At 42.3% G+C, this 23,366-nt stretch carries 14 protein-coding genes; 9 read left to right on the top strand and 5 right to left on the bottom strand.

The window, feature by feature from the left end:
• The first annotated feature begins 78 nt into the window (after positions 1 to 78).
• Genes BXY_RS12770 through rnc form a run of 3 tightly spaced genes read left to right on the top strand, consistent with a single transcriptional unit; the run spans position 79 to position 2,626 of the window.
• A complete protein-coding gene (locus BXY_RS12770) occupies positions 79 to 315 on the top strand; it encodes an acyl carrier protein (RefSeq protein ID WP_002558672.1) in 237 nt (78 codons plus the stop codon).
• A gap of 15 nt (positions 316 to 330) precedes the next feature.
• Positions 331 to 1,593 (top strand): beta-ketoacyl-ACP synthase II, encoded by a 1,263-nt coding sequence (gene fabF / locus BXY_RS12765; protein ID WP_008024013.1) that lies wholly within the window; start codon positions 331 to 333, stop codon positions 1,591 to 1,593.
• Complete coding sequence (gene rnc, locus BXY_RS12760) at positions 1,559 to 2,626, top strand: ribonuclease III (protein ID WP_015532110.1); 1,068 nt, start codon at positions 1,559 to 1,561, stop codon at positions 2,624 to 2,626. The genes fabF and rnc overlap by 35 nt, the downstream gene beginning before the upstream one ends.
• Here the strand turns inward: rnc and BXY_RS12755 are convergent.
• Positions 2,568 to 3,578 carry an ATP-dependent 6-phosphofructokinase gene (locus BXY_RS12755; RefSeq protein ID WP_004315551.1) on the bottom strand — a complete coding sequence of 337 codons (1,011 nt, stop codon included), beginning with the start codon at positions 3,576 to 3,578 and terminating at the stop codon, positions 2,568 to 2,570. The two genes, rnc and BXY_RS12755, sit on opposite strands and share 59 nt — an antisense overlap.
• Positions 3,579 to 3,715: 137 nt before the next feature.
• On the opposite strand from BXY_RS12755, the gene BXY_RS12750 reads away from it, so the two are divergent.
• Positions 3,716 to 5,242, top strand: a complete 1,527-nt coding sequence (locus BXY_RS12750) for a GH3 auxin-responsive promoter family protein (RefSeq protein ID WP_015532109.1) — start codon at positions 3,716 to 3,718, stop codon at positions 5,240 to 5,242.
• A gap of 240 nt (positions 5,243 to 5,482) precedes the next feature.
• Here the strand turns inward: BXY_RS12750 and mnmA are convergent, their stop codons facing one another.
• Positions 5,483 to 6,622: a tRNA 2-thiouridine(34) synthase MnmA gene (mnmA, locus tag BXY_RS12745; RefSeq protein ID WP_004315547.1), complete on the bottom strand. Its 1,140-nt coding sequence runs from the start codon at positions 6,620 to 6,622 to the stop codon at positions 5,483 to 5,485.
• Positions 6,623 to 6,675: 53 nt separating this feature from the next.
• Between mnmA and BXY_RS12740 the strand changes: the two genes are divergently transcribed.
• From BXY_RS12740 to cysS, 5 genes are all read left to right on the top strand, one after another.
• Positions 6,676 to 9,516 carry a DEAD/DEAH box helicase gene (locus BXY_RS12740; protein ID WP_008024003.1) on the top strand — a complete coding sequence of 947 codons (2,841 nt, stop codon included), beginning with the start codon at positions 6,676 to 6,678 and terminating at the stop codon, positions 9,514 to 9,516.
• A gap of 145 nt (positions 9,517 to 9,661) precedes the next feature.
• Positions 9,662 to 12,268, top strand: coding sequence for a DUF4955 domain-containing protein (locus tag BXY_RS12735; RefSeq protein ID WP_008024001.1), 2,607 nt, complete (start codon positions 9,662 to 9,664; stop codon positions 12,266 to 12,268).
• A gap of 21 nt (positions 12,269 to 12,289) precedes the next feature.
• A complete protein-coding gene (locus BXY_RS12730; protein WP_008023999.1) occupies positions 12,290 to 14,287 on the top strand; it encodes a PL29 family lyase N-terminal domain-containing protein in 1,998 nt (665 codons plus the stop codon).
• A 332-nt stretch (positions 14,288 to 14,619) separates the two neighbouring features.
• Complete coding sequence (locus tag BXY_RS12725; RefSeq protein WP_004315541.1) at positions 14,620 to 15,432, top strand: Cof-type HAD-IIB family hydrolase; 813 nt, start codon at positions 14,620 to 14,622, stop codon at positions 15,430 to 15,432.
• 230 nt (positions 15,433 to 15,662) lie between these two features.
• Positions 15,663 to 17,144, top strand: coding sequence for a cysteine--tRNA ligase (gene cysS / locus BXY_RS12720; RefSeq protein ID WP_015532107.1), 1,482 nt, complete (start codon positions 15,663 to 15,665; stop codon positions 17,142 to 17,144).
• Between the two features lie 139 nt (positions 17,145 to 17,283).
• Here the strand turns inward: cysS and BXY_RS12715 are convergent, their stop codons facing one another.
• From BXY_RS12715 to BXY_RS12705, 3 genes are all read right to left on the bottom strand, one after another.
• Positions 17,284 to 20,145 carry a chondroitinase family polysaccharide lyase gene (locus BXY_RS12715; RefSeq protein ID WP_015532106.1) on the bottom strand — a complete coding sequence of 954 codons (2,862 nt, stop codon included), beginning with the start codon at positions 20,143 to 20,145 and terminating at the stop codon, positions 17,284 to 17,286.
• A 113-nt stretch (positions 20,146 to 20,258) separates the two neighbouring features.
• Positions 20,259 to 21,809: a sulfatase family protein gene (locus tag BXY_RS12710; RefSeq protein ID WP_004298319.1), complete on the bottom strand. Its 1,551-nt coding sequence runs from the start codon at positions 21,807 to 21,809 to the stop codon at positions 20,259 to 20,261.
• A gap of 151 nt (positions 21,810 to 21,960) precedes the next feature.
• The gene (locus tag BXY_RS12705) at positions 21,961 to 23,163 is read right to left on the bottom strand and encodes a glycoside hydrolase family 88 protein (RefSeq protein ID WP_004308000.1); all 1,203 of its coding nucleotides are present in this window, start codon (positions 23,161 to 23,163) and stop codon (positions 21,961 to 21,963) included.
• Between the last annotated feature and the right edge of the window lie 203 nt (positions 23,164 to 23,366).

Here is a 23,366-nt window from a genome sequence, read left to right as displayed (position 1 = left end):
GCAAAACGATAAATATTCATTCCTTTGCACCGCAAATTTAAAGAAATAAAACTAATTATTAATTAAAAACTTAAAGTTATGTCTGAAATTGCATCAAGAGTAAAAGCGATTATCGTTGATAAATTAGGCGTAGAAGAATCAGAAGTTACAACCGAAGCAAGCTTCACTAACGACCTGGGAGCAGATTCTCTTGACACTGTAGAACTTATCATGGAATTCGAAAAAGAATTCGGTATCTCTATTCCTGATGACCAAGCAGAAAAGATTGGTACTGTAGGTGATGCTGTATCTTATATCGAAGAACACGCTAAGTAATTCGATTTCATCAATATGGAATTAAAAAGAGTGGTAGTAACAGGCCTTGGCGCCATTACTCCCGTTGGCAACAGCGTTCCCGAATTTTGGGAAAACCTTGTGAACGGGGTTAGTGGAGCAGGGCCTATTACTCATTTTGATGCGTCGTTATTCAAGACACAATTCGCATGCGAAGTGAAAGACTTCGATGCAACGAAATACATAGACCGCAAAGAAGCAAGAAAGATGGACCTGTATACTCAATATGCCATCGCTGTTGCCAAAGAAGCGGTGAGTGATTCCGGTCTTGATGTCGAGAAAGAAGACTTGAACAAAATCGGTGTTATTTTCGGCGCCGGTATTGGTGGTATACATACATTTGAAGAAGAGGTAGGCAACTACTACACTCGTCAGGAAATGGGTCCGAAGTTTAATCCGTTCTTCATTCCAAAGATGATTTCGGATATTGCAGCCGGACAGATTTCTATCATGTATGGTTTCCATGGTCCTAACTACGCGACTTGTTCAGCATGTGCTACTTCAACCAACGCTATTGCAGATGCTTTCAACCTGATTCGTCTGGGTAAAGCAAACGTAATTGTATCCGGTGGTTCGGAAGCAGCTATCTTCCCGGCAGGTGTGGGCGGTTTCAACGCTATGCACGCACTGTCAACACGCAACGACGAAGCTTCTAAAGCTTCACGTCCGTTTAGCGCAAGCCGTGATGGTTTCGTTATGGGCGAAGGTGGCGGTTGCCTGATCCTGGAAGAACTGGAACACGCTAAAGCTCGCGGTGCAAAAATCTATGCAGAAGTTGCCGGTGTAGGTATGTCTGCAGATGCACATCACCTGACAGCTTCTCATCCAGAAGGTCTGGGAGCGAAATTGGTGATGAAAAATGCACTGGAAGATGCGGAAATGGATCCGAAAGAAGTAGATTATATCAATGTACACGGTACATCTACTCCGGTTGGTGACATTTCAGAAGCAAAAGCAATCAAGGAAGTATTCGGTGATCATGCGTTCGAGTTGAACATCAGTTCAACAAAATCAATGACAGGTCACTTGCTGGGAGCTGCCGGTGCGGTAGAATCTATTGCAAGTATCCTTGCTATCAAGAACGGCATTGTTCCTCCGACTATCAACCACGAAGAAGGTGACAACGACGAGAATATCGACTATAACCTTAATTTCACGTTCAATAAAGCACAGAAACGCGAAGTTAATGTTGCCTTGTCCAATACATTTGGATTTGGTGGTCACAATGCGTGCGTTATCTTCAAGAAATACGCAGAGTAATATCGTGTTACGTAACGAAATAGATAAGATAAGGCTCTTGTTCCGCAAGAATAGAGAGTCTTATCTTTGTTTTTACCGGATACTCGGGTTCTACCCGCGCAATATCCAACTTTATGAGCAGGCTCTCCTGCACAAATCAACTTCTGTCCGCTCCGACAAGGGACGTCCCCTCAACAATGAACGGCTGGAGTTTTTAGGTGACGCCATCCTCGACGCCATCGTAGGAGATATTGTCTATAAACGTTTTGAAGGGAAACGGGAAGGTTTCCTGACCAACACACGTTCTAAGATCGTACAACGGGAGACTTTGAATAAGTTGGCCGTTGAAATCGGCTTGGATAAACTCATAAAGTATTCCACCCGCTCTTCTTCTCACAACAGTTATATGTACGGAAATGCTTTTGAGGCATTTATCGGAGCTATTTATCTGGATCAGGGGTATGAACGCTGCAAACAGTTTATGGAACAACGGATCATCAACCGTTATATCGACCTGGATAAAATATCCCGAAAAGAGGTTAACTTCAAATCCAAACTTATTGAGTGGAGCCAAAAAAATAAGATGGAGGTTTCCTTTGAGTTAATCGAGCAATTTCTCGATCACGACAGCAACCCTGTTTTCCAAACTGAAGTACGCATTGAAGGACTTCCGGCAGGAACAGGTACGGGATATTCCAAAAAAGAGTCTCAACAGAATGCTGCCCAAATGGCTATAAAGAAAGTAAAGGAACCCGTATTTATGTCAACTGTCGAAGAGATCAAAGCACAACATTCAGCAACTACAACAGAACCGGAGGTTGAACTTGCAACTAACTCTGAAACAGAATTGGCAACTGAACTTGAGAATGAATTTGAGAATGAACTTGAAGCCGAACTGAATGTAATTCCCGAGACAAAACCGAAGAATGTTTTAGAAGAAAACACCTCCGATAATGAAATTTCTACGGTACAACCTACTATGGAAGCCGAGGAGACTAGCCAAAGCAAATCCCCATGCGACGCCCCTGAATCACCAAATCGTGATCTTCAGTAACTAATTTCAGTTTTCCTGCAACTTCTTCAAGAGGGATAGATGCAATATCGTCCCCTTTTAAAGCTACCATACGCCCGAATTCACCCTTGGCGATCAATTCTGTCGCGTGGCCGCCCATACGGGTAGAAAGATTGCGGTCGAAAGGAGTAGGCGAACCACCACGCTGAATATAGCCCAGAACTGTTTCGCGAGTTTCTATACCAGTTTCATATTCAATCTCCTGCGCAATATATTCAGCAGCCCGTTTGCGTCCGTCTGTCCTAATACCTTCTGCTACCACTACAATAGAATAAGGCTTGCCCTTTTTCAGTCTTTCCAGAATCGTATTACCAATATTTTTAATGTCATAAGCAATTTCAGGGAGAAGAATCACATCCCCTCCTCCTGCCATACCGGAATACAAGGCAATCCAACCCGCCTTGTGCCCCATCACTTCAATCACCATCACCCTTTTGTGAGAACTTGCGGTGGAATGTAAACGGTCGATGGCATCGGTAGCAATACTTACTGCCGAGTCGAAACCGAAAGAAATATCTGTACCCCAAATATCATTATCAATGGTTTTAGGAACAGATACGATATTCACTCCCATCGCAGCAAACTTCGCCGCAGTCTTCTGTGTTCCATTTCCGCCGATACAAACGACACAGTCGAGTTCCATTTCCCGGATATTCTGAAGGATTAAAGACGGTTTGTCAACATCAGAGACAACGCCTCCTTTTTTGAAAGGCTTCTCACGAGATGTTCCTAACATCGTTCCACCCAGATTGAGCAAACCGGAGAGCGACTTGTCTGTAATAGATTCGACATCTTTAGTCAGCAAGCCCTGAAAACCGCTGTGAATACCTACTACTTCCATCCCGTAATAATTGATGGCAGTTTTGCACACGCCACGAATCGTGGCATTAATACCGGGACAGTCCCCGCCGGATGTTAAGATTCCAATTCTCATTGTCGCATTTTTTAGTCTAAAACTCGGGATTTATATGAAAGTCGTCTATTTTTAACGATTATTTCCGTCGTAAAGATAGAAAAAAAAGATAAATAAGTTACTTTTGCACGACTAAACATTATTATGTTAAAGCAGAAATGAATATTACAAAAATTATTAGTAAGACTTTCGATTCCCGTTTAAAACAGATAGACCTATATGCTAGTCAGGCTAGTGAGATACAGCATCGTGTGTTAAGCCGCTTAACACGCCAGGCCGCTCAAACTGAATGGGGAAGAAAGTACGATTATTCCTCTATCCGTAACTATGAAGATTTCCGTAAACGTGTTCCTATCCAGACATACGAAGAAATTAAGCCTTATGTAGAACGTTTGCGAGCTGGGGAACAGAATCTGCTTTGGCCATCGGAGATACGCTGGTTTGCAAAATCTTCCGGAACGACTAATGATAAAAGTAAATTCCTTCCTGTCAGCAAGGAAGCGCTGGAAGATATTCATTACAGAGGAGGAAAAGACGCAGCAGCTCTTTATTTCCGCATCAATCCGGATAGCCATTTTTTCTCCGGCAAGGGACTGATTCTAGGAGGGAGCCATAGCCCGAACCTCAATTCCAATCATAGTTTAGTAGGAGATTTATCCGCTATTCTGATTCAAAACGTAAATCCGCTTATCAATTTCATTCGCGTACCAAGCAAGAAAATTGCATTGATGAGCGAATGGGAAACCAAGATAGAAGCAATCGCCAACAGCACTATTCCGGTAAATGTGACAAGCCTATCCGGTGTGCCGTCGTGGATGCTGGTACTTATCAAACGTATCCTTGAAAAGACAGGAAAGCAGGCACTGGAAGAAGTATGGCCCAATCTGGAAGTTTTCTTCCATGGTGGAGTGGCTTTCACACCGTATCGTGAGCAATATAAACAGGTGATTACAACACCTAAAATGCATTATGTAGAGACCTACAATGCTTCGGAAGGATATTTCGGAACCCAGAACGACCTTTCCGATCCTGCCATGTTATTAATGATCGACTATGGAATTTTCTACGAATTTGTTCCGTTGGAGGAAGTGGGAAAAGAAAATCCACGGGCTTATTGTCTTGAAGAAGTCGAGCTTAACAAGAACTATGCAATGGTTATTTCTACTTCCTGTGGTTTGTGGAGATACATGATTGGTGATACTGTGAAGTTTACCAGCAAGAATCCCTATAAGTTTGTCATCACGGGAAGAACGAAGCATTTCATCAATGCATTTGGTGAAGAGCTGATTGTCGATAATGCTGAAAAAGGATTGGCAAAGGCTTGCGCCGAAACCGGAGCACAAATTTGCGAATACTCTGCGGCGCCGGTGTTTATGGATGAGAACGCAAAATGCAGGCACCAGTGGCTGATAGAATTTGCCAAAATGCCGGATTCCGTAGAAAAGTTCGCCGCAATACTTGACGCTACGCTGAAAGAGGTTAACTCTGACTATGAGGCCAAACGATGGAAAGATATTGCTTTGCAACCATTGGAAGTGATCGTTGCCCGTCAGGGATTGTTCCATGACTGGCTGGCACAGAAAGGAAAACTGGGAGGACAACACAAAGTACCCAGATTAAGCAATACACGCGAATATATAGAAGCAATGCTGGTGCTGAATAATAGCGCTCATCCGGAAGAATAACCAAAAACCAAAACATAACCACTACAAGTTTTTTTCCATTACAGAGGTTACTTGTATAAGGAGAGAGCGTCAAAACAACTCTCCGATTTCTTTCAGGCACGGATTACACGAATTACATGGATAAGTTTATTCTCTTTCCTTGTTTATTCGTGTAATCCGTGCCTTAGTTATGTCGATTAGCAAGCTAAGTTTTGTTTTAAAAAACTTGCGTCAGAGCGTTCATCTTCCCAATATATAAGATTACCGGGCGTTGACTATGATTCCTCCTCCTAGTAGCAATCCGTCTCCATAGAATGCAGCAGCCTGCCCGGGAGCAATGGCTGTTAATGGTTCATGGAGCTGCACGTGCAGTAAATGATCCGATGTGACGGTAATCGTGCCATAGTTTTCCTGCTTGCGATAGCGTATCTTCACAATTATGTCAGAGCGTCCTAAAGTACGCTCCTGATTTACAAGATTCCAATCTTTCAACCACATTTCTGTTTTTTCCAACGATGAAAGAGAAGCCAACATCACTTCATTCTTTTCAGGATCAATCTCTTTCACAAATACAGGACGATTCAGATGAATGCCCAAACCGCGTCTCTGCCCAATAGTATAAAAGGGATAGCCTTCATGCCAGGCAATAAAATTTCCCTTTTCATCGACAAATCTTCCTCTTCTGATTCTGTCAGACCAGGTCTGTTTATCGCTGCCCGATGTCTGACTATTGTTGATTGATGCCTCACTATTACTGACCGACATCTGACCATTTCTGACCAACCAGTCTTTTAAAAAGGTCCGATAGTCCATCGGGCAAAAACAGACACCAATACTATCCTTTTTGGTTGCCACCTTTCGAAAACCATGTTCAGCAGCCCAGGCACGGGCTTCAGCTTTCGTAATATCGCCCATCGGCAACAGCATCCTATTAAGAATATCCTGTTTCAATCCCCATAAGAAGAAGGTTTGATCCTTATCCGAATCGGCGGCGTACGTTATATAAAAAGTTTCATTTAGTTGTATATTCTGCGCATAGTGTCCGGTAGCAATATAAAAAATTCCCATTTCATCGGCAATCTTAGCAAGCAAAGGCCATTTCAGATAATTATTGCACAAGGTACAGGGGACCGGAGTACGTCCTGCCAGGTATTCCTGCACAAAATATTCAATAATCTGCCGGGCAAATATTTCACGGGCATCGTATGTTATATGCCGTATTCCTAAACGTTCTGCCAAATTACGGGCATCTTCCAAGTATTCTGTCGAACCATTCAATTCATAAAAACGGAAGGTTACCCCGATTACTTCATAACCGGCTTCCAGCAATCGCATAGCAGCAACAGAGCTATCTGTACCGCCACTCATTCCAAGCAATACGCGTTTGTTTTCCTCTATCATGCTGCAAAATTAAGTATTTTCCCGTATCTTTGTCAGTTAAAGCCTAAAAGAGAATGAAAGAGAGACCAACTAACGGACAAGTTATAATCGTTTTCACAGAGCATCCGATACTCGGCATATTACTGATTCCGTATATTGCGGAAAGGCTGAACGATGGCACCTTGCAATTAGTGGAGCAAGCGTTTCACGCCTCTCCGGAAGCTATGAGCATAATGAGCGAAGCGGAAAGACAAGCTATCGATATCGCTTCATACTATACAGAAAAGTATCTGATGGGCCTCTACTCCCGTGAAAAAACAGTATCACGCTTTCTACATAAGCTATCCGAAGATCCGGAACGAATTAAAAATAATATTCGCCCGTTCATCGAAAAGAAGCTGTTGGAGATGCTGGCGTTGATACGGGAAAATGGACTGCCTTTTTATCAGAAACAAGCCGGTAGCAAAATCTTATACGCCCATCATATTTATCATATCAACCCTCACGACGTAGAAATTCGCGTAACGTTTCATGTTGACAGTAAAACGTTCCGTTATCAGTTGCAGTGTTATTATGAAGGGCAACCGTTCTCTTTGAGTGAGTTAAAACCGGTAGTTGTACTGACCTCCTCGCCGGCCACTCTATTATTGGGAATGGAGTTATATTTCTTTCCGCACATTGAAAGCGCACGTATCTTACCTTTCACAAAGAAAAGATCGATTAGCGTAGACGCTTTGCAGATTGAGAAATACATAGACAACATCGTTATTCCAATTGCACGTTATCACGATATCGAGACTCACGGTTTGAATATTACTGAAGAAGAATGTGCCTGTGAAGCTGTTCTCTCATTCGAAGATGCCACATACAACGGACAAGCATTGCAACTTGTCTTCCGCTATGGAGACCAGACATTTGCACCAGATAGTGCTAATGAAATGAAGAAAATCATTTATCGGAAAACATCCGGTGAAATCGGCTTTTTCCCGCGTAATATTACAGTGGAAGAACAAGCAGTCCAACTCTTAACGAATGCCGGTCTGCAACAACTCAATGCCACACACTTCCAACTATCCGCCAAAGCTCCGGAAAAGACAATTGTCGAATGGATCAACAATCATCGGGAGATGTTGCAGCAATCCTTTCACCTTACCAGTAATGTAGGGAATGCATTATATTGTCTGGATGAGATACGCATCGAGCAAAGCTGCGACGATGAGGTTGACTGGTTCGAACTGCACATCACTGTTGTTATCGGTAATCTGCGCATTCCTTTTTCACGTTTCCGCAAACATATCCTCGAAGAAAAGCGGGAATATCTGCTACCTGACGGGCGTATGATTCTCCTGCCTGAAGAGTGGTTCAGCAAATATGCGAACTTACTGGAGATGGGAGTACAAACAGAAAAAGGAATTCGGTTGAAACATGCATTTATAGGTGCCGTACAGACAGCTTTGGGTGAGGATGGAGTGAAAAAATTCCCCGCGAAGCAGCAAATACATAACGTTGCCGTACCAAGAACGCTTAAAGCAACGTTACGCCCCTATCAGCAGAAAGGATTCTCGTGGATGGTACACCTCCATAAACAAGGATTTGGCGGATGCCTGGCAGATGACATGGGACTCGGGAAGACTCTTCAGACTCTTACCCTGCTACAGTACATATATAAGCCATCCGCTCCCAAACAACCCGCTACCCTAATTGTAGTCCCCACATCGCTACTTCACAACTGGCGACGGGAAGCCAAGCGCTTTACAGGGCTCTCAATGATGGAATACAACAACACCGTGGCTATAGACAAGAAACGTCCGGAAAAATTCTTCGGTCATTTTCACTTGATCTTTACTACGTATGGCATGATGAGAAATAACATTGATATACTCTCTTCCTACCGTTTCGAATATGTCGTGCTCGATGAAAGCCAGAATATCAAGAATAGCGAATCGCTCACCTTCCGGTCGGCAATTCAACTGCAAAGCAAACACCGACTCGCACTAACAGGTACTCCTATCGAAAACTCATTAAAGGACCTGTGGGCTCAATTTCATTTTATACAACCGGACTTACTGGGCACGGAAAGTGCTTTCCAAAAGCAGTTCATAATGCCGATTCGCCAGGGAAACGAACGCGTACGAGTGCAGTTGCAACAACTGACTGCCCCATTCATCCTCCGCAGAAGCAAGAAAGAGGTAGCTCCGGAACTTCCTGAACTTACGGAAGAAACAATCTACTGCGACATGACTGAAGAGCAGAACACGTGTTACGAACAGGAGAAAAACAGCCTGCGAAACATACTTCTCCAGCACCCTCAAAGTACGAACAGGCTCCATTCATTTAGTGTACTAAATGGCATTTTGCGTTTACGACAACTCTCTTGTCATCCGCAACTCATTCTTCCTGATTATACCGGAACATCCGGAAAAACCGCACAGATAATCGAAACATTCGATACATTACAAAGCGAAGGACACAAAGTCCTAATTTTCTCTTCATTCGTCAAACATCTGGAGGTCTTGGCTGAAGCTTTCCGAGAACGAGGCTGGAAATATGCCCTATTAACAGGAGCAACCAACAACCGGCCTTCCGAAATCGCCCATTTCACCGAGCAAAAAGATGTTCAGGCATTCCTTATTTCACTAAAAGCAGGGGGTGTGGGACTCAATCTTACACAAGCCGACTATGTATTTATCATAGATCCCTGGTGGAATCCTGCCGCCGAATCGCAAGCCATCGCCCGTGCCCATCGTATCGGTCAGGATAAGCAGGTGATTGCCTATCGCTTCATTACACAAAACAGCATTGAGGAAAAGATTCTGCATCTGCAAGATGAGAAACGAAAACTGGCGGAAACATTTGTTGCCGACAGTGAGTCATTGCCTATATTAAGCAATGAGCAATGGGTAGACCTGCTCTAATAATACATAAAGCCTCAATCTATCACAGAGGTGTGTAAAATGTATTATTTCATCGTATTCCTGAATTTTTTTATCCATATACTCTTATTTTATCCGGTTATCTTTGCCACTGTGAAAATTATAAATAACCTGAAATAATAAATGTATGAAAAACAGGAGCATTACCTACCTATTACTATTTGGTATTTGCAGCATGTTGGCAATCATGCAATCATGCCAAAAAACAGACGACCTGGAAGCAGACATCAATTCTCTGAAAGACCGTGTCGCTGCTTTGGAAAAAGCAACGGAAGGACTGAATACTTCATTTGCCAGTCTGCAAGCCCTTATGCAAAAAAACAAAATCATTATCGGAATTACTCCGACTAAAGATGGCTTAGGATATTTGCTGGAACTTAGTGACGGAACAAGCATTAAAGTCATGGAGAGTGAAGCAGTACAAGCGTCTGTCCCTGAATTTTCCGTAGACGAAGAAGGCTACTGGATATATAAAACAAGTAATGATACAGATTTCAAATATCTGCCAGGAGCCGATGGAGAGAAAATATCAGCCTGGCCCCGTGATGGAGAAGGCAATGTGGTGGCAACTCCATTAATCAGCGTATCTTCCAGTGGATATTGGCAAGTGAGCTACGATAATGGACAAACATATACAAGCTTAGGAACTAAGGCCGAAGGTGGAAGTCAGGGAGGAACCAGCATATTCAGCAAGGTAGAATATAATGAAGCAAACCATACTTTCTCATTCACCCTGGCTGATGGTGAAAAAACATATACTTTCCCAGTAGACGACAGCTTCGGACTGATCATTTATGGTCTCAATGACGCTGAAAGTGAACAAGCTGTGCAAGTTTTTGCCCCCAATGAAAGCCATAAAGAGTATAAAGTAGAACAGAATGACGTGCAACAAGCTGCAATACAAGCTCCTAAAGGATGGGATGTTCTTTTATCCGAGAACTTATTAACTATCACACCACAAGCAACTGTTGTAAAAGACGTAGAAGAAACAATTAAGATTGTACTTACTTCATCAAAGAATTATATCCGTATTGTTTCTATTGAAGTGAAACAACTTTCCAATGAAACCGGAGCAAAAGCCTGGCAACAATTTGTAAACGCAGATCAACAAAATGTATTATTGGACTTTTCATACGCCGGATATAAACATGGTGAAATAGCTCCTCCTGAAATAGAAACATTAATAGCACAAGGATATAAAGTATACGATGTTACAGATCCCCAATATGGGGCTATCCCCAACGACGGCAAATCTGACAGAGCAGCTTTCATGAAGGTACTGGAAGAAATAGCAAGAGAAACAAAGCAAGAAGATCTCAATAATATGACAGATCGATATATTAAGGAAAACGCTAAAGCTATTATCTACTTCCCAGAAGGGAATTATATTCTACAAGATGAGGATTCTAAGGATCGCAGGATTCGTATATCGATGAGTGATATTGTTTTAAAAGGAGCCGGAAGAAACAAAACAACACTCGAAATGACTGCTGCAAATAATTCTCCCAAACCTACTGAGGAAATGTGGAATGCTCCTGTTATGATGGAGTTCAAACATAATACAGGATTAGGAGAATCAATTGGTGCTATCACTGAAGACGCTCCCATAGGCAGCAAAACCATAACGGCCAGTTTAACAGGAGTAAGTGCGGGCAGTTGGGTATGTCTCGTACTGGGAACCCCCAAGTTGGGAAACACGGATAATGATGTTATTAATTCCGAACTATCGCCTTATCAATGGCAAGATATTAAGGTACAACAAGGCATTACTCCCAATATCAAAACAAATGGTATTCAAATATTCGAATACCATCAGATTGAAAAGATTAGTGGTAACAGTATTACCTTTAAAGAACCCATCATGCATGCTATTAATAAAGATTGGGGATGGAATGTACATAAATTCGCCAATTATGCCAATGTTGGCGTAGAAGACCTTACATTTAAAGGACATGCCAAAGAGAAGTTTATTCATCACGGCTCTGACATAGATGACGGTGGTTTTAAGCTTATCGATTTTGTACGTCTGACCAATTCATGGATGCGCCGGGTTAATTTTGAAAGTGTTAGTGAAGCCATGTCAATCACAAGTTCTGCCAATTGTTCTGCTTATGACATCACTATTGGTGGTAATCGTGGACATGCTTCTATCCGCTCGCAAGCTTCTTCCCGTATCTTTATTGGAAAAGTAACTGAAAGCAGCAATGGCTACACACTTAGAAAAGGAGAAGGTGAAAGCACATTGATGGAATATAAAACAAACGTTGGTCAATATCACGCTTGCGGTGTTTCAAAGCAAAGCATGGGTGCTGTAATATGGAATGTGAAATGGGGAGATGATTCTTGCTTTGAATCACATGCCACACAGCCACGTGCAACATTAATTGACTGCTGTACTGGCGGTTTCATGCATTGGAGACAAGGAGGAGACTCTGCTCAAATGCCAAATCACATGGAGAATCTGACAATATGGAATTTCTATGCAACAAATGTACAAACAGATCAGGACATCGATACAGAAGGTAAATTTACCTGGTGGGATAGTAACGGCTTTTGGTGGAAATTTATGCCTCCTATCATTGTCGGTTTCCACGGAAGTCCTTTAGATTTTGATGCTACTCAAATGAAGCGACTCGAAAGTAACGGAACTGCTGTGGAACCATATTCACTCTATGAGGCTCAATTACGTAAACGTTTGGGATATGTTCCTTCCTGGCTATCCTCTTTAAAATAATAACTTTAAAACAATATAATCATGAAAAAAGTATGGAGTATGTTCATGTTATTGGCTGTATGCCTGGTAGCATGTACCAACATTGACGATTTGGAAGATGATGTAGACGCACTGAAAAAGCGCGTTACCGCACTCGAGACACAAGTACGTGATATAAATAGTAACACAGAAGCTCTTCGCGAACTTTATAATGAAGGAACATTTATTACTAATATAGAGGAAAAGTCTGATTCCTACACACTCACTTTGAGCAATGGAAAAACAGTAAATCTATATATGAAAAACGATAATAACCTGTTATGCCCTATTATCGGTATCGATTCAGAAGGCTACTGGACTGTTCTTTACAACAAAAATGAAACTCCGGAGCGTCTGACTGTAAACGGACAACCTGTGAAAGCTAATGGAGAGAGTGGCAAGACTCCTACATTTAATGTAGATAGTGAAGGCTACTGGCAGGTTAGCTATGATGAAGGAAAAAACTATGAATATATATACAAAGAAGGAACTACTGACAAAGTCAGCGCAACTGGTGACGGTTCCGCTCCGGCAGAAGACAAAAACTTCAAGAGTGTAACAGTAGAAAACAACGAACTGGTCTTAGTACTTGCGGGTGAGGATGCTCCAACCATACGTATCCCTATCATCAGCGACTTTGAATGTAGTTTTGCGGCTGAAGATTTAGAACAAATACAAGAGTTTTCTGCAGGTGAAACGAAAGAATTTACCATGACCATGAGAGGAGTAAAAAATACAATGATTACTGCTCCAGAAGGATGGAGTGCTAAATTCTCTAAGGAAGCTGGAAAAGAAAATGTATTGATTGTTACTGCCCCTGCATCAAGCGCAAAGATGATGACTCGTGCAACAGCTGATAACAGTACTGATATTGCGATATTGGCAACAAGTGGAAAGTATGCTATGATTGCAAAGATTCAGGTTAGTATTAAGAATCGTACGGATTATAAAGCCGATTTTGATCATGGTAAAGACATTACTATCGGCGGCATCACCATCAACAACCAAATTTATTCAGATGCTGACATACAAATATTGGATGCAACAGATGCCGATGTGGCACTTGACACTTACTTTAGTGCTACAATGAGTAAACCTGTTATACTGTTCCTCACAGGTACAGCACACAATTTTACCACAACCGGAGTAAAATCAATCAGCAATGATGTTATTATCATCGGTCGATATGATGACGAGCAAGTAACACTTCGTCCTATTAATTGCTGGAAATCATGCAAAGGAAAGCTACTTTTTAAGAATATAAAAATAGATTTAAGTGATCTCAATGGAGGTAGCAATGCTGGTTATTTTATAAATAATGCAGGCGTTATCAGCAAGGGAGACTTTACTGACATCTGCATTGACAACTGTCTGATTGCGAATGTCTTGAAACCAATTTATTACGATGCAGCACAAAAGACTTACTTTGGTATAGACAACATCTCTGTTCAAGACACTCGTATTGAAGTTAATGCTATCAAAATTGCCTTGATAAATATATATAAAGGCTTCAATTTAGGAGATTATAAAACTTTCAACTTCAAGAACAATATAGTGTATAGCCAGACACCTCAAGAAGGCGTGCAAATATTAAACTGGGCTACTGGTAATATACCTTTATCAGATGGTGTACTTTCTGCCGAAATTATAAATAATACTTTTGTCAACATGATAGGTAGCAATATATTCTTCAGATATCAAAAAGGAACATCATTGACTATAAGCAAGAATATCTTTGACGTAAGTCCGGAAGCAGAATTCGGTTCCTACTATTATTCTTTCTTAGAAAGTTGCACACCTCAAATAGATGTAACCGACAATATCGTATATGGCTTAACCAAAAATTGGAATTATTATCATACAAGTTCTTTAGTTAAAGAACCAACAAGCGGTAATAACATAACCAAGCACGCAACAGCTCCTATTACTCAATATGATTATGTAAATGGTATATTTACATTAGCTAGCGATGTAGCTGGTTATGGAGCAACAATTGAATAAAACTCTTTTACCAGTTTAATAATAAAAGCCGCATAACGAAAGTTATGCGGCTTTTATTTATCTAAATGTCATATCATCAATCAAGAAATCAGAAACAGGAGAAGCTACTACATCCGAAAAATACGAGTCTGGTTCAAAAAGAAAGTCCCTGCATCTGATGCATGACAGCACGACGACTCAGATCTGAAGCTCCTTTATTAATATTCAATACTTTACAAAAACATCTGCCAAGTTGAACAAACGATGGCTGGCTTAGCTAAAGCCACATCTTTTCCCCCACCACCTTGCGGAAAAACTTTTTTAATCTATCTTTGCACCCAAAACAACGCTACATGAAATACAAACTTATCGTGCTCGACCTTGACGGCACACTCACCAATTCTAAAAAAGAAATCACTCCCCGCAACAGGGAAACTCTAATACGTATACAAGAGCAAGGAATACGACTCGTATTAGCTTCCGGACGACCTACTTATGGTATTGTACCATTAGCCAACGAATTACGGATGAATGAATTCGGAGGTTTCATCCTCTCCTATAACGGAGGTGAAATTATCAATTGGGAAACAAAAGAGATGGTATATGAAAATGTGTTACCTAATGAAGTTGTTCCGATGCTCTATGAATGTGCCCGTACCCACCAACTAAGTATATTAACCTATGACGGAGCAGATATAATAACAGAAAACTCTCAAGACCCATACGTACAGAAAGAGGCCTTTCTCAATAAAATGGCAGTACGGGAAACAAACGACTTCCTCACAGAGATCACGCTTCCTGTAGCCAAATGCCTCATCGTGGGAGACGCAGATAAACTCATTCCGCTTGAAGCAGAACTTAGTCTCCGGCTACAAGGACATATTAACGTTTTCCGTTCAGAACCCTATTTCCTCGAATTAGTTCCGCAAGGAATTGACAAAGCTCTTTCTCTTGCTGTCTTATTGAAAGAAATAGGAGTAGCACGAGAAGAAGTCATAGCAATGGGAGATGGCTATAATGACTTATCCATGATTAAGTTTGCAGGACTGGGAATTGCTATGGGAAATGCACAAGAACCTGTAAAAAAAGCAGCAAATTACATCACTCTAAGCAACGAAGAAGACGGTGTAGCAGAAGCTATTGATAAGTTTTGCAGTCAACAATAACCAAACATTTACTTTCATGCCGACAAAATTTTAGTTTCTCGGTGAGAAACCTTTGGTTTCCCGTAATGAAACCATTGGTTCCCCGGTGTGAAACTTTTAGTTTCATACCGGGAAACTAATAATATTACCAGTAAAACAGCTCAAGAGCTAAAATCAACTCATCAAAGATAGAGCGCATATTCAGATTTTATACTAACTTTGCAGTTCCAATAAAACAAATATAAAATGTTATGGAACATCAACTTACCATTTACAACACCTTAGATAGAAAGAAAGAGTTGTTCGTACCGCTTCATGCACCTCATGTAGGCATGTATGTGTGCGGACCGACTGTTTACGGAGATGCCCATTTAGGACACGCCCGCCCGTCTATAACCTTCGATGTGTTATTCCGCTATCTCACCCACCTAGGATATAAAGTACGCTACGTACGAAATATTACCGATGTAGGTCATCTGGAACATGATGCCGATGACGGAGAAGACAAGATTGCCAAGAAAGCACGTCTGGAAGAGTTGGAACCAATGGAGGTTGTTCAATATTTCCTGAACCGCTATCATAAAGCAATGGAAGCACTGAATGTACTTTCTCCGAGCATCGAACCACATGCTTCAGGACATATCATTGAACAAATCCAACTGGTACAGAAGATTTTGGATGCCGGATACGCCTATGAAAGCGAAGGCTCCGTTTATTTCGATGTAGCCAAATACAACAAAGATCACCATTACGGAAAACTTTCCGGACGTAATTTGGACGACGTATTGAATACCACCCGTGACCTCGACGGACAAAGCGAAAAACGCAATCCCGCCGACTTCGCCCTTTGGAAAAAGGCACAACCTGAACATATCATGCGCTGGCCGTCTCCATGGAGCGACGGTTTCCCCGGATGGCACGCCGAATGTACTGCTATGGGACGCAAATACCTGGGTGAACACTTCGATATTCACGGAGGAGGAATGGACTTGATTTTCCCTCACCACGAATGTGAAATCGCACAATCGGTAGCTTCACAAGGCGACGACATGGTTCACTACTGGATGCACAACAACATGATTACCATCAACGGAACCAAGATGGGTAAATCACTTGGTAACTTCATCACTCTGGACGAATTCTTCACCGGTACTCATAAGCTGCTGGCGCAAGCCTACACACCAATGACAATCCGTTTCTTCATCCTGCAAGCTCATTACCGCAGCACGGTAGACTTTAGCAATGAAGCACTGCAAGCATCCGAAAAGGGTCTGCAACGTCTGATGGAAGCTATTGACGCATTAGATAAGATTACTCCCGCACCGGCAACTTCAGAGGGAATCAACGTGAAAGAACTGCGCGCTAAGTGCTATGAAGCAATGAATGACGACTTGAATACACCGATTGTCATCGCACAGCTTTTCGAAGGTGCCCGCATTATTAACAATATCATTGCCGGCAATGCCACCATATCCGCCGAAGACCTGAAAGAGTTGAAAGAAACATTCCATCTGTTCAGCTTCGACATCATGGGATTGAAAGAAGAAAAAGGTTCTTCTGATGGCCGTGAAGCAGCCTACGGTAAGGTAGTAGATATGCTACTGGAACAACGTATGAAAGCGAAAGCCAACAAAGACTGGGCTACTTCCGATGAAATCCGCAACACACTGACAGCACTCGGATTTGAAATCAAAGATACTAAAGACGGTTTCGAATGGAGGCTGAATAAGTAATAAGAAAAGAAAGTGCTCAACGCACCATGCAAATACAAAGAAGACCGGCTCACCACGAACCGGTCTTCTCTTTTTTCATAGAAACATGATAACTAATACCTCTCTTTAAATTCTTGTTTTCTCTTATCTTATTCACTAATTATTTATTTTCCATGAGCATTTCAACCGGCTGTCCATGCTGACAGGTTACCGTCAGTACGGTCTGGTCTCCCTGCTGTTCCAACCGGACATTTTCCATCGGGCTTGTCAATCTCCAATGTCCTTTAAGCCGTATCTCCTTAGTAATAGGACGACTGGGCTCTTTCGTTGTATACGTCTTCTCTTCTATATTCAGATTCGGATCACAGACGCTTAAACGGATACCCTTATCAGATTCCTTTGCATACATCACCATTGTTTCCGCAGGAATAGCCACGAACACTTTATCAGCGGCAGGCTGATAAGCTTCAAAAGCAGCATACGCCGTGATACCTGTCTTTTTATCATAAACAACGTGAGCAGTCTGATCGCGTTGCAACACCTCGTATGCAGGAGTTTTACGCAGCTCGTCGAGATCAGAAGCAGAAGGCTGTATCAATACCATATATTCATAAGTCCCCTCTTTCGGTGCCTTGCCATATTCTATCCAGGCAGAAGAGAATTTTCCCTTAGTAACTTCACGCGTCTTTTCGTGCCGTGATTCCTGTTCTGCCACCTGTGAGCGAACGGTTCCGTCCACTACATGATAATAATTGTCATAACCATCATGAAGCCAATAGTTATCCTCTCCTACCTTGGGCTCCTTACCATTATATTTTGTCTGGAAAAGAGTTGTTTCCGTAGGATAATCTACATTGGAGTTCGAAATACCTGTTCCCAGGCAAACCATCCGGTTATCAAAACAGAAAACGGATTTACGGGCCACAAAGTCTGGTGTGAAGTTCTCATAATCCCGTTCTGCCAATTTCATAGCGAACATTCCATTTTTACCATCTAAAGAACTGCTTCCGGAGAAATTCTCTTTGGAGCGTGCCATAGTCGTTCCTTTCAATGGGCTATCAAGCAAGTCGAAAGGCAAATGAATGGTAGTTGTACCCGGCAAACGATTCCAGTCCCATCCCTCCTGCACAAAGCCGCTTCCGGCACGTGACACGGGATTTCCTTTCCCCATAATCTGCACGGAGCCATAACTTTGATAACGTCCGTAACGGTTATCTTTCGTATAAATTTCAGAGCCCCATACGTCAGTGGTATACCCTTTCAATGTCACCATCCAGTCCGCACGACGAAAAATGCCTGCCGAACCATAGTTGTAAACGAAGAATCCCTGTGGAGCCTGTGCCGGTTGAATACCTTCCTTCTTGAAGAAACGCGCATTCGGAGTATCACTATTGCGTATCAGACGTAAATAGTCGGCAGCCAGACCACGATCAAACGTATTTCCCTGACCGGACAAATCGCCGGATAAAGCGATATTGGCAAATGCTTCGATATCATCGCTTCCCATCTTCCCTCCAAAAGGATGACGGCCACTGATTCCGATGCCCCATTCATAGAAATTGCAATAATTGCGCATAGCAATAAAGGCTGATTTCATGTGTTTGCGCGCATCTTCTGTCAGTTCAAAGCTTGTACCATTGGTAAATGCAATATATTCTCCTACAGTCGCAAGTACTCCAGTGGTATATCCCGGATAGAAACCGCCATGATGGAAAGTCGTACCGTCTACCTTTATACCACCGATCGTTCCCGGAGTATAACGCAAAGAAGAAGATAGCCAACGTGACAAACCACTCAACGCTTGCGCCTGTTCTCTTGCATCGGGAAACATCATAGCGGAAATAAATTTCGCCATCAATAACGTATGCCAGGAATCCAACAATTCGTCACGTGTTGGAGAGCATGGCTGACGAGTTTCTTGCAGAGCCGCCCAGAAACGCAATGTGGAGAGATAAGCATCCCGATGAGGATGTTTATAGATAGCATCACGCATCAGCCAGGCAGTTGTATATATCTTACGTACCTGATAACCATAATGATGATTGGTACCCATACCGCTACCGTATGCAAATCCCTGATCGATAGCATAGTCGAATACGGTAAAGTAGTTTTTCTTTGATGTTTCGTTCTGGTTATAATAAGCATCATAGGCAAAGCCGGAAAGCATCGTTTCAATATCGTTCCATGACATTTCTCCTTTCTTCTTGTCCTGTTCATCAGGAGCAACAATAGGAGTTCCTATAAATCCCGTCCCAGCGATGGATGGACTGATAGCCGCTTTCTCAAATGTTTTATAGGCAGCATTAATCGGTCCTTGCGGAGCCTTTTTCACTTCCAGAAAGTCAGTCAAACGTTGTTCGATAGTCTTCAGCTCCTTCTTTTGTTCGCTTGTCAATTTAGAAGGCAGAGGAATATCATACGACTGTTGTTCCCATTTCCACACGAGACACCAATGCCACAGGTCACGATTAGACAGCCCATTATTGGTAGGCAACTGTTGGTCGGGAGTGGTACGAAGATTCATTTTCTTTTCCGGAAAAATCAGACGGTCAAGAAAGATACGTCCCTTCCGTTGCGGGGCAACCAGCCGATAGGCTACGATCTTCTTATCTTTCTTGTCGCCCTGCATATACTCAAAAGAGATCCAGCAAGCCCGCCAGCCTGCTGCCTGCAAACGATAAGAGAACCAGTAAGAGACTTCTCCCTCCTTATTCAGAAACTCAAAACGAATAGAATCCTGCTGCGGTTTCTCATTATAAATCCACAAGGTAATGCCGAACTGCTTCTCGTTTCTCGTATTCAACGATAAAGGAGCAATTTGAACATCCAGCGTAGAACCGGGCTGAAAGTCCCATTCCAGACTACTTTCACCCTCCTTGTAAAAAAGAGAAGAGATTTTCACTTCTCCCTTTCCGGAAACTGTAAATGCTTCGGGCACTTCTTCTTCAAATCCGATGAGTTGAGCGAAAGCTGAAGGAATGATTCCCAAAAGGAATAATACTATAAAACAACTGTTTTTCATTACTATTTTCAATTTAAACGCGGATGCGGATTAACACCTATTATTGTCGCAGAGATTTACTCCTAAAATTGGCACTTATTTGAGTTAATCAGCGTTTTATAAATTACTAATCGCTAATAAGGAATCCGATCCGACAGAATCTTTTCCGTATACCAAGGATCATTAATTTCCTTCAACATAGCTCCCATTTCACCGCAAAGTTGTGCCACAATCTCCTTATTTTCTTCCAAAGGCAGGTTATGCAGTTGATATGGATCTTTTACATCATCGAATAAGAGGCTTTTCTTCAATTGCTTCGTATCACGGTCGATATATAACGCCAATGTATATTGAGCCGTCTTGATACCTCTTGAAGAAGGGAAGTAAGTCTGCACCAATCCATTTTCATCTTTATCACCATCTACATTCTGAATATACAGTGCACCTGTAGGACGAACAATTTCAGCCTTTTCATCGAAGAAAAGAGGAGCGAAATTACGTCCCTGCACTTCCGCCGGAATAGAATCACCCAGTCCGCACAAGCCAAGCACCGTAGGCATAATATCAGGAGCGGAGAGCAATAAATCATCTACCCTCGGCTGAATCTTACCGGGAAAACGAACCAGGAACGGAATATTCATGGATTCAGAATAAGGGGAATTCTTCGGATCATCAGTGCGCTGGCTACACATCGTCTCACCATGATCGGAAGCAAAGATTACGACTGTATTCTTATCCAATCCCAATTCTTTCAATGTCGTCAAAATCTGTCCGAAAGCACGGTCTACTCCGGTAACGGAAGCGAAATAATAACGTGCAGACTCCGCTTTCTTCATCTTCAAATCGACATTCGGACGAATCAACAGACTATCCAGAGGCTGATCTTTATAAAGATTAAAATCCTGCTCTTCACAGTCATTCAAGGAGCGATACGGGCTGTGAGGAGGATTCATGCCCACCATTATGAAGAAAGGTTTCTTGGTATCACGTACGTTACCGTCATTTTTCAGATAAGAAATGACTTTGCCTGATTCGTGTAAAGGTGACCATTCCTTCGGATCGTGTCTCTTACCATCCGTATCCCAATAATGCGGGTTCTTGTGTTCGTCAAATGTTCCGTAAGAATACCAGTAGTTAAAGCCGTGCCGGCGTTCTTTCGGTGTATAGGCATCCCATGCCGGACGTTTTTCTTCCACATACTGTCCCGGATGTTCGGGATCGTTCGGAGTCGGGAAGTCAGCGTGAAGTTTACCAAAATAAGCACAGTCATAACCTGCTTTGCTGAACACATCGCCTATACATTCCGCATCCTCGCGTAAGGAACTGATCGGACGTGTAGAATTGCAATTCAATGGTACACCGCTTTTGTTCGGATACATACCGGTCAGTAACATTCCACGATGAGGGCTGCTCAACGGACAGTTACTCTGTGCAGACGACAAGACCATAGATTCACGTGCAAAGGCATCCAGATTAGGAGTATGCACGGGGTCTCCTTCAAAGTTTACTTTATCCCGGAATCCGTCCTGCCTCCAGAAGCCCATCGCCTGGTTACGGTATTGATCGGGAAATACATAGATTATATTAGGATGCTCCGCTTGTTGGGACGCTTGCTTCGGAGCCTTGCAACCTTGTGCGGCAAACAGCGTCAAGCCTCCTACAAGAAGGTTTATAGGTTTATTCATGATAGTTTATGATAAATAATTAAAACAGGTAAATGACAAACGGTCAATAGAAAGTTATAGATAATAAGTAGCGAATGATAAACGGTAAACATGTTCCGTCAGAATCCGCTAAGCATTCACCGTTCACTGTTTACCGTTCATTGTCTATTTCTTATTTCTTTTCCAAATCTCTTTTACGCATCAGTCCTTCCAAGAAATAATAGTCAGCATAGTTCAGAGGAACGTCAATTTCCTGACCGTGAGGAATACTGCCAACCGAATGCATCAGGATAAAGTTTCCATTTGTTCCAACTTCTGCGCGATAAGCAGGTGAGCCCAAACTTTCCATTATCTTATCAGCCGTTTCTTTGTAGTGGTTGCCCGGCAGATAGCCATCCAGTTCGTAAAGGGCAGAGGCTGTACAAGCTGCTGCAGAAGCATCACGCGGTTCGTTCGGAATATTCGGAGCATCATAATCCCAGTATGGTACGAGGTCTTCCGGCAGGTTCTTATTATTAAAGATGAAGTTATAGACTTTTTGTGCCTGGTCGAGATATTTCTTGTCTTTCGTGTAACGATAGCAAGTAGTGTATCCGTAGAGTGCCCAAGCTTGTCCACGGGCCCAAGAAGATTCATCCGCATATCCCTGTGCAGTTTGTCTCTTACGCACTTCTCCTGTCTCCGGATCGTAATCTACCACATGGTAGCAGCTGTTGTCCGGACGGAAGTGGTGAGCCATTGTTGTATCAGCATGTTTCACTGCAATATTGTAGAAAGTAGAATCTCCGGAAAGAGCTGTTGCTTCAAATAAGAGTTCGAGATTCATCATATTATCAATAATCACCGGACATTTCCATCCCCGTGTTCCCTGCCAACCTTTATCGGCATCCCATGACTGGATAACGCCTGCATTCGGACGAAAACGAGTGGACAATGATTTGGCAGCTTCTATAATGACGTCTTTGTACTCTTTCTTATCTGCCATGCGATAGCCGTTCAGATAACTGCAACCAATCATGAAACCTACATCATGATGCCATTTCAGATATTTCACAGAATCAAGAGCTTCTGTGTATTTCTCAGCCAGCGGCAACCATTTCTTATCACCCGTCAGGTTATAAGTCAACCATATACTACCGGGAAAGAATCCGGAGCACCAGTCTTCCATCGGTATGTAAGAGATACTCCCATCTTCGTTGATTGTTCTCGGATTCAAGATTTTACCGGACTTCTCGATAATGTCCGTCTGGATTGTGTTCTGTGCCACAGCGTTGTCGATGTTGTCCTGAATAAAGTCTACTTCAACCTTTTTTTGTCCACCGCAACTCGTAAAGATCAATAGGGAAAGTCCTAATGCGCTAAGAATTGTTTTCATAATACAAGGATTATTTGTTAAGTGATTAATTTTCCTGATGGCAAAAGTAGTGCATTTAAATAGAATTGACCGACCTAAATAATCCAAATGAAGGACAATTTTGGTACATTTCACTGAAAAATGAAGGAATGGATAGAATTATATATTCAAAAAAACAGAGTCCAGATACAAAGAAAGTATCTGAATTCTGTTTTCTCAATTAT

The organism is Bacteroides xylanisolvens XB1A (assembly GCF_000210075.1).
Classification (GTDB): Bacteria; Bacteroidota; Bacteroidia; order Bacteroidales; family Bacteroidaceae; genus Bacteroides; species Bacteroides xylanisolvens.
This window is presented reverse-complemented; position numbering and strand designations above follow the sequence as displayed.

Bases quoted from the DNA above. Each gene is read 5' to 3' on its own strand.
- BXY_RS12770 (WP_002558672.1), top strand. From the start codon at position 79: ATGTCTGAAATTGCATCAAGAGTAAAAGCGATTATCGTTGATAAATTA.
- fabF (WP_008024013.1), top strand. From the start codon at position 331: ATGGAATTAAAAAGAGTGGTAGTAACAGGCCTTGGCGCCATTACTCCC.
- rnc (WP_015532110.1), top strand. From the start codon at position 1,559: ATGCGTGCGTTATCTTCAAGAAATACGCAGAGTAATATCGTGTTACGT.
- BXY_RS12755 (WP_004315551.1), bottom strand. From the start codon at position 3,578: ATGAGAATTGGAATCTTAACATCCGGCGGGGACTGTCCCGGTATTAAT.
- BXY_RS12750 (WP_015532109.1), top strand. From the start codon at position 3,716: ATGAATATTACAAAAATTATTAGTAAGACTTTCGATTCCCGTTTAAAA.
- mnmA (WP_004315547.1), bottom strand. From the start codon at position 6,622: ATGATAGAGGAAAACAAACGCGTATTGCTTGGAATGAGTGGCGGTACA.
- BXY_RS12740 (WP_008024003.1), top strand. From the start codon at position 6,676: ATGAAAGAGAGACCAACTAACGGACAAGTTATAATCGTTTTCACAGAG.
- BXY_RS12735 (WP_008024001.1), top strand. From the start codon at position 9,662: ATGAAAAACAGGAGCATTACCTACCTATTACTATTTGGTATTTGCAGC.
- BXY_RS12730 (WP_008023999.1), top strand. From the start codon at position 12,290: ATGAAAAAAGTATGGAGTATGTTCATGTTATTGGCTGTATGCCTGGTA.
- BXY_RS12725 (WP_004315541.1), top strand. From the start codon at position 14,620: ATGAAATACAAACTTATCGTGCTCGACCTTGACGGCACACTCACCAAT.
- cysS (WP_015532107.1), top strand. From the start codon at position 15,663: ATGGAACATCAACTTACCATTTACAACACCTTAGATAGAAAGAAAGAG.
- BXY_RS12715 (WP_015532106.1), bottom strand. From the start codon at position 20,145: ATGAAAAACAGTTGTTTTATAGTATTATTCCTTTTGGGAATCATTCCT.
- BXY_RS12710 (WP_004298319.1), bottom strand. From the start codon at position 21,809: ATGAATAAACCTATAAACCTTCTTGTAGGAGGCTTGACGCTGTTTGCC.
- BXY_RS12705 (WP_004308000.1), bottom strand. From the start codon at position 23,163: ATGAAAACAATTCTTAGCGCATTAGGACTTTCCCTATTGATCTTTACG.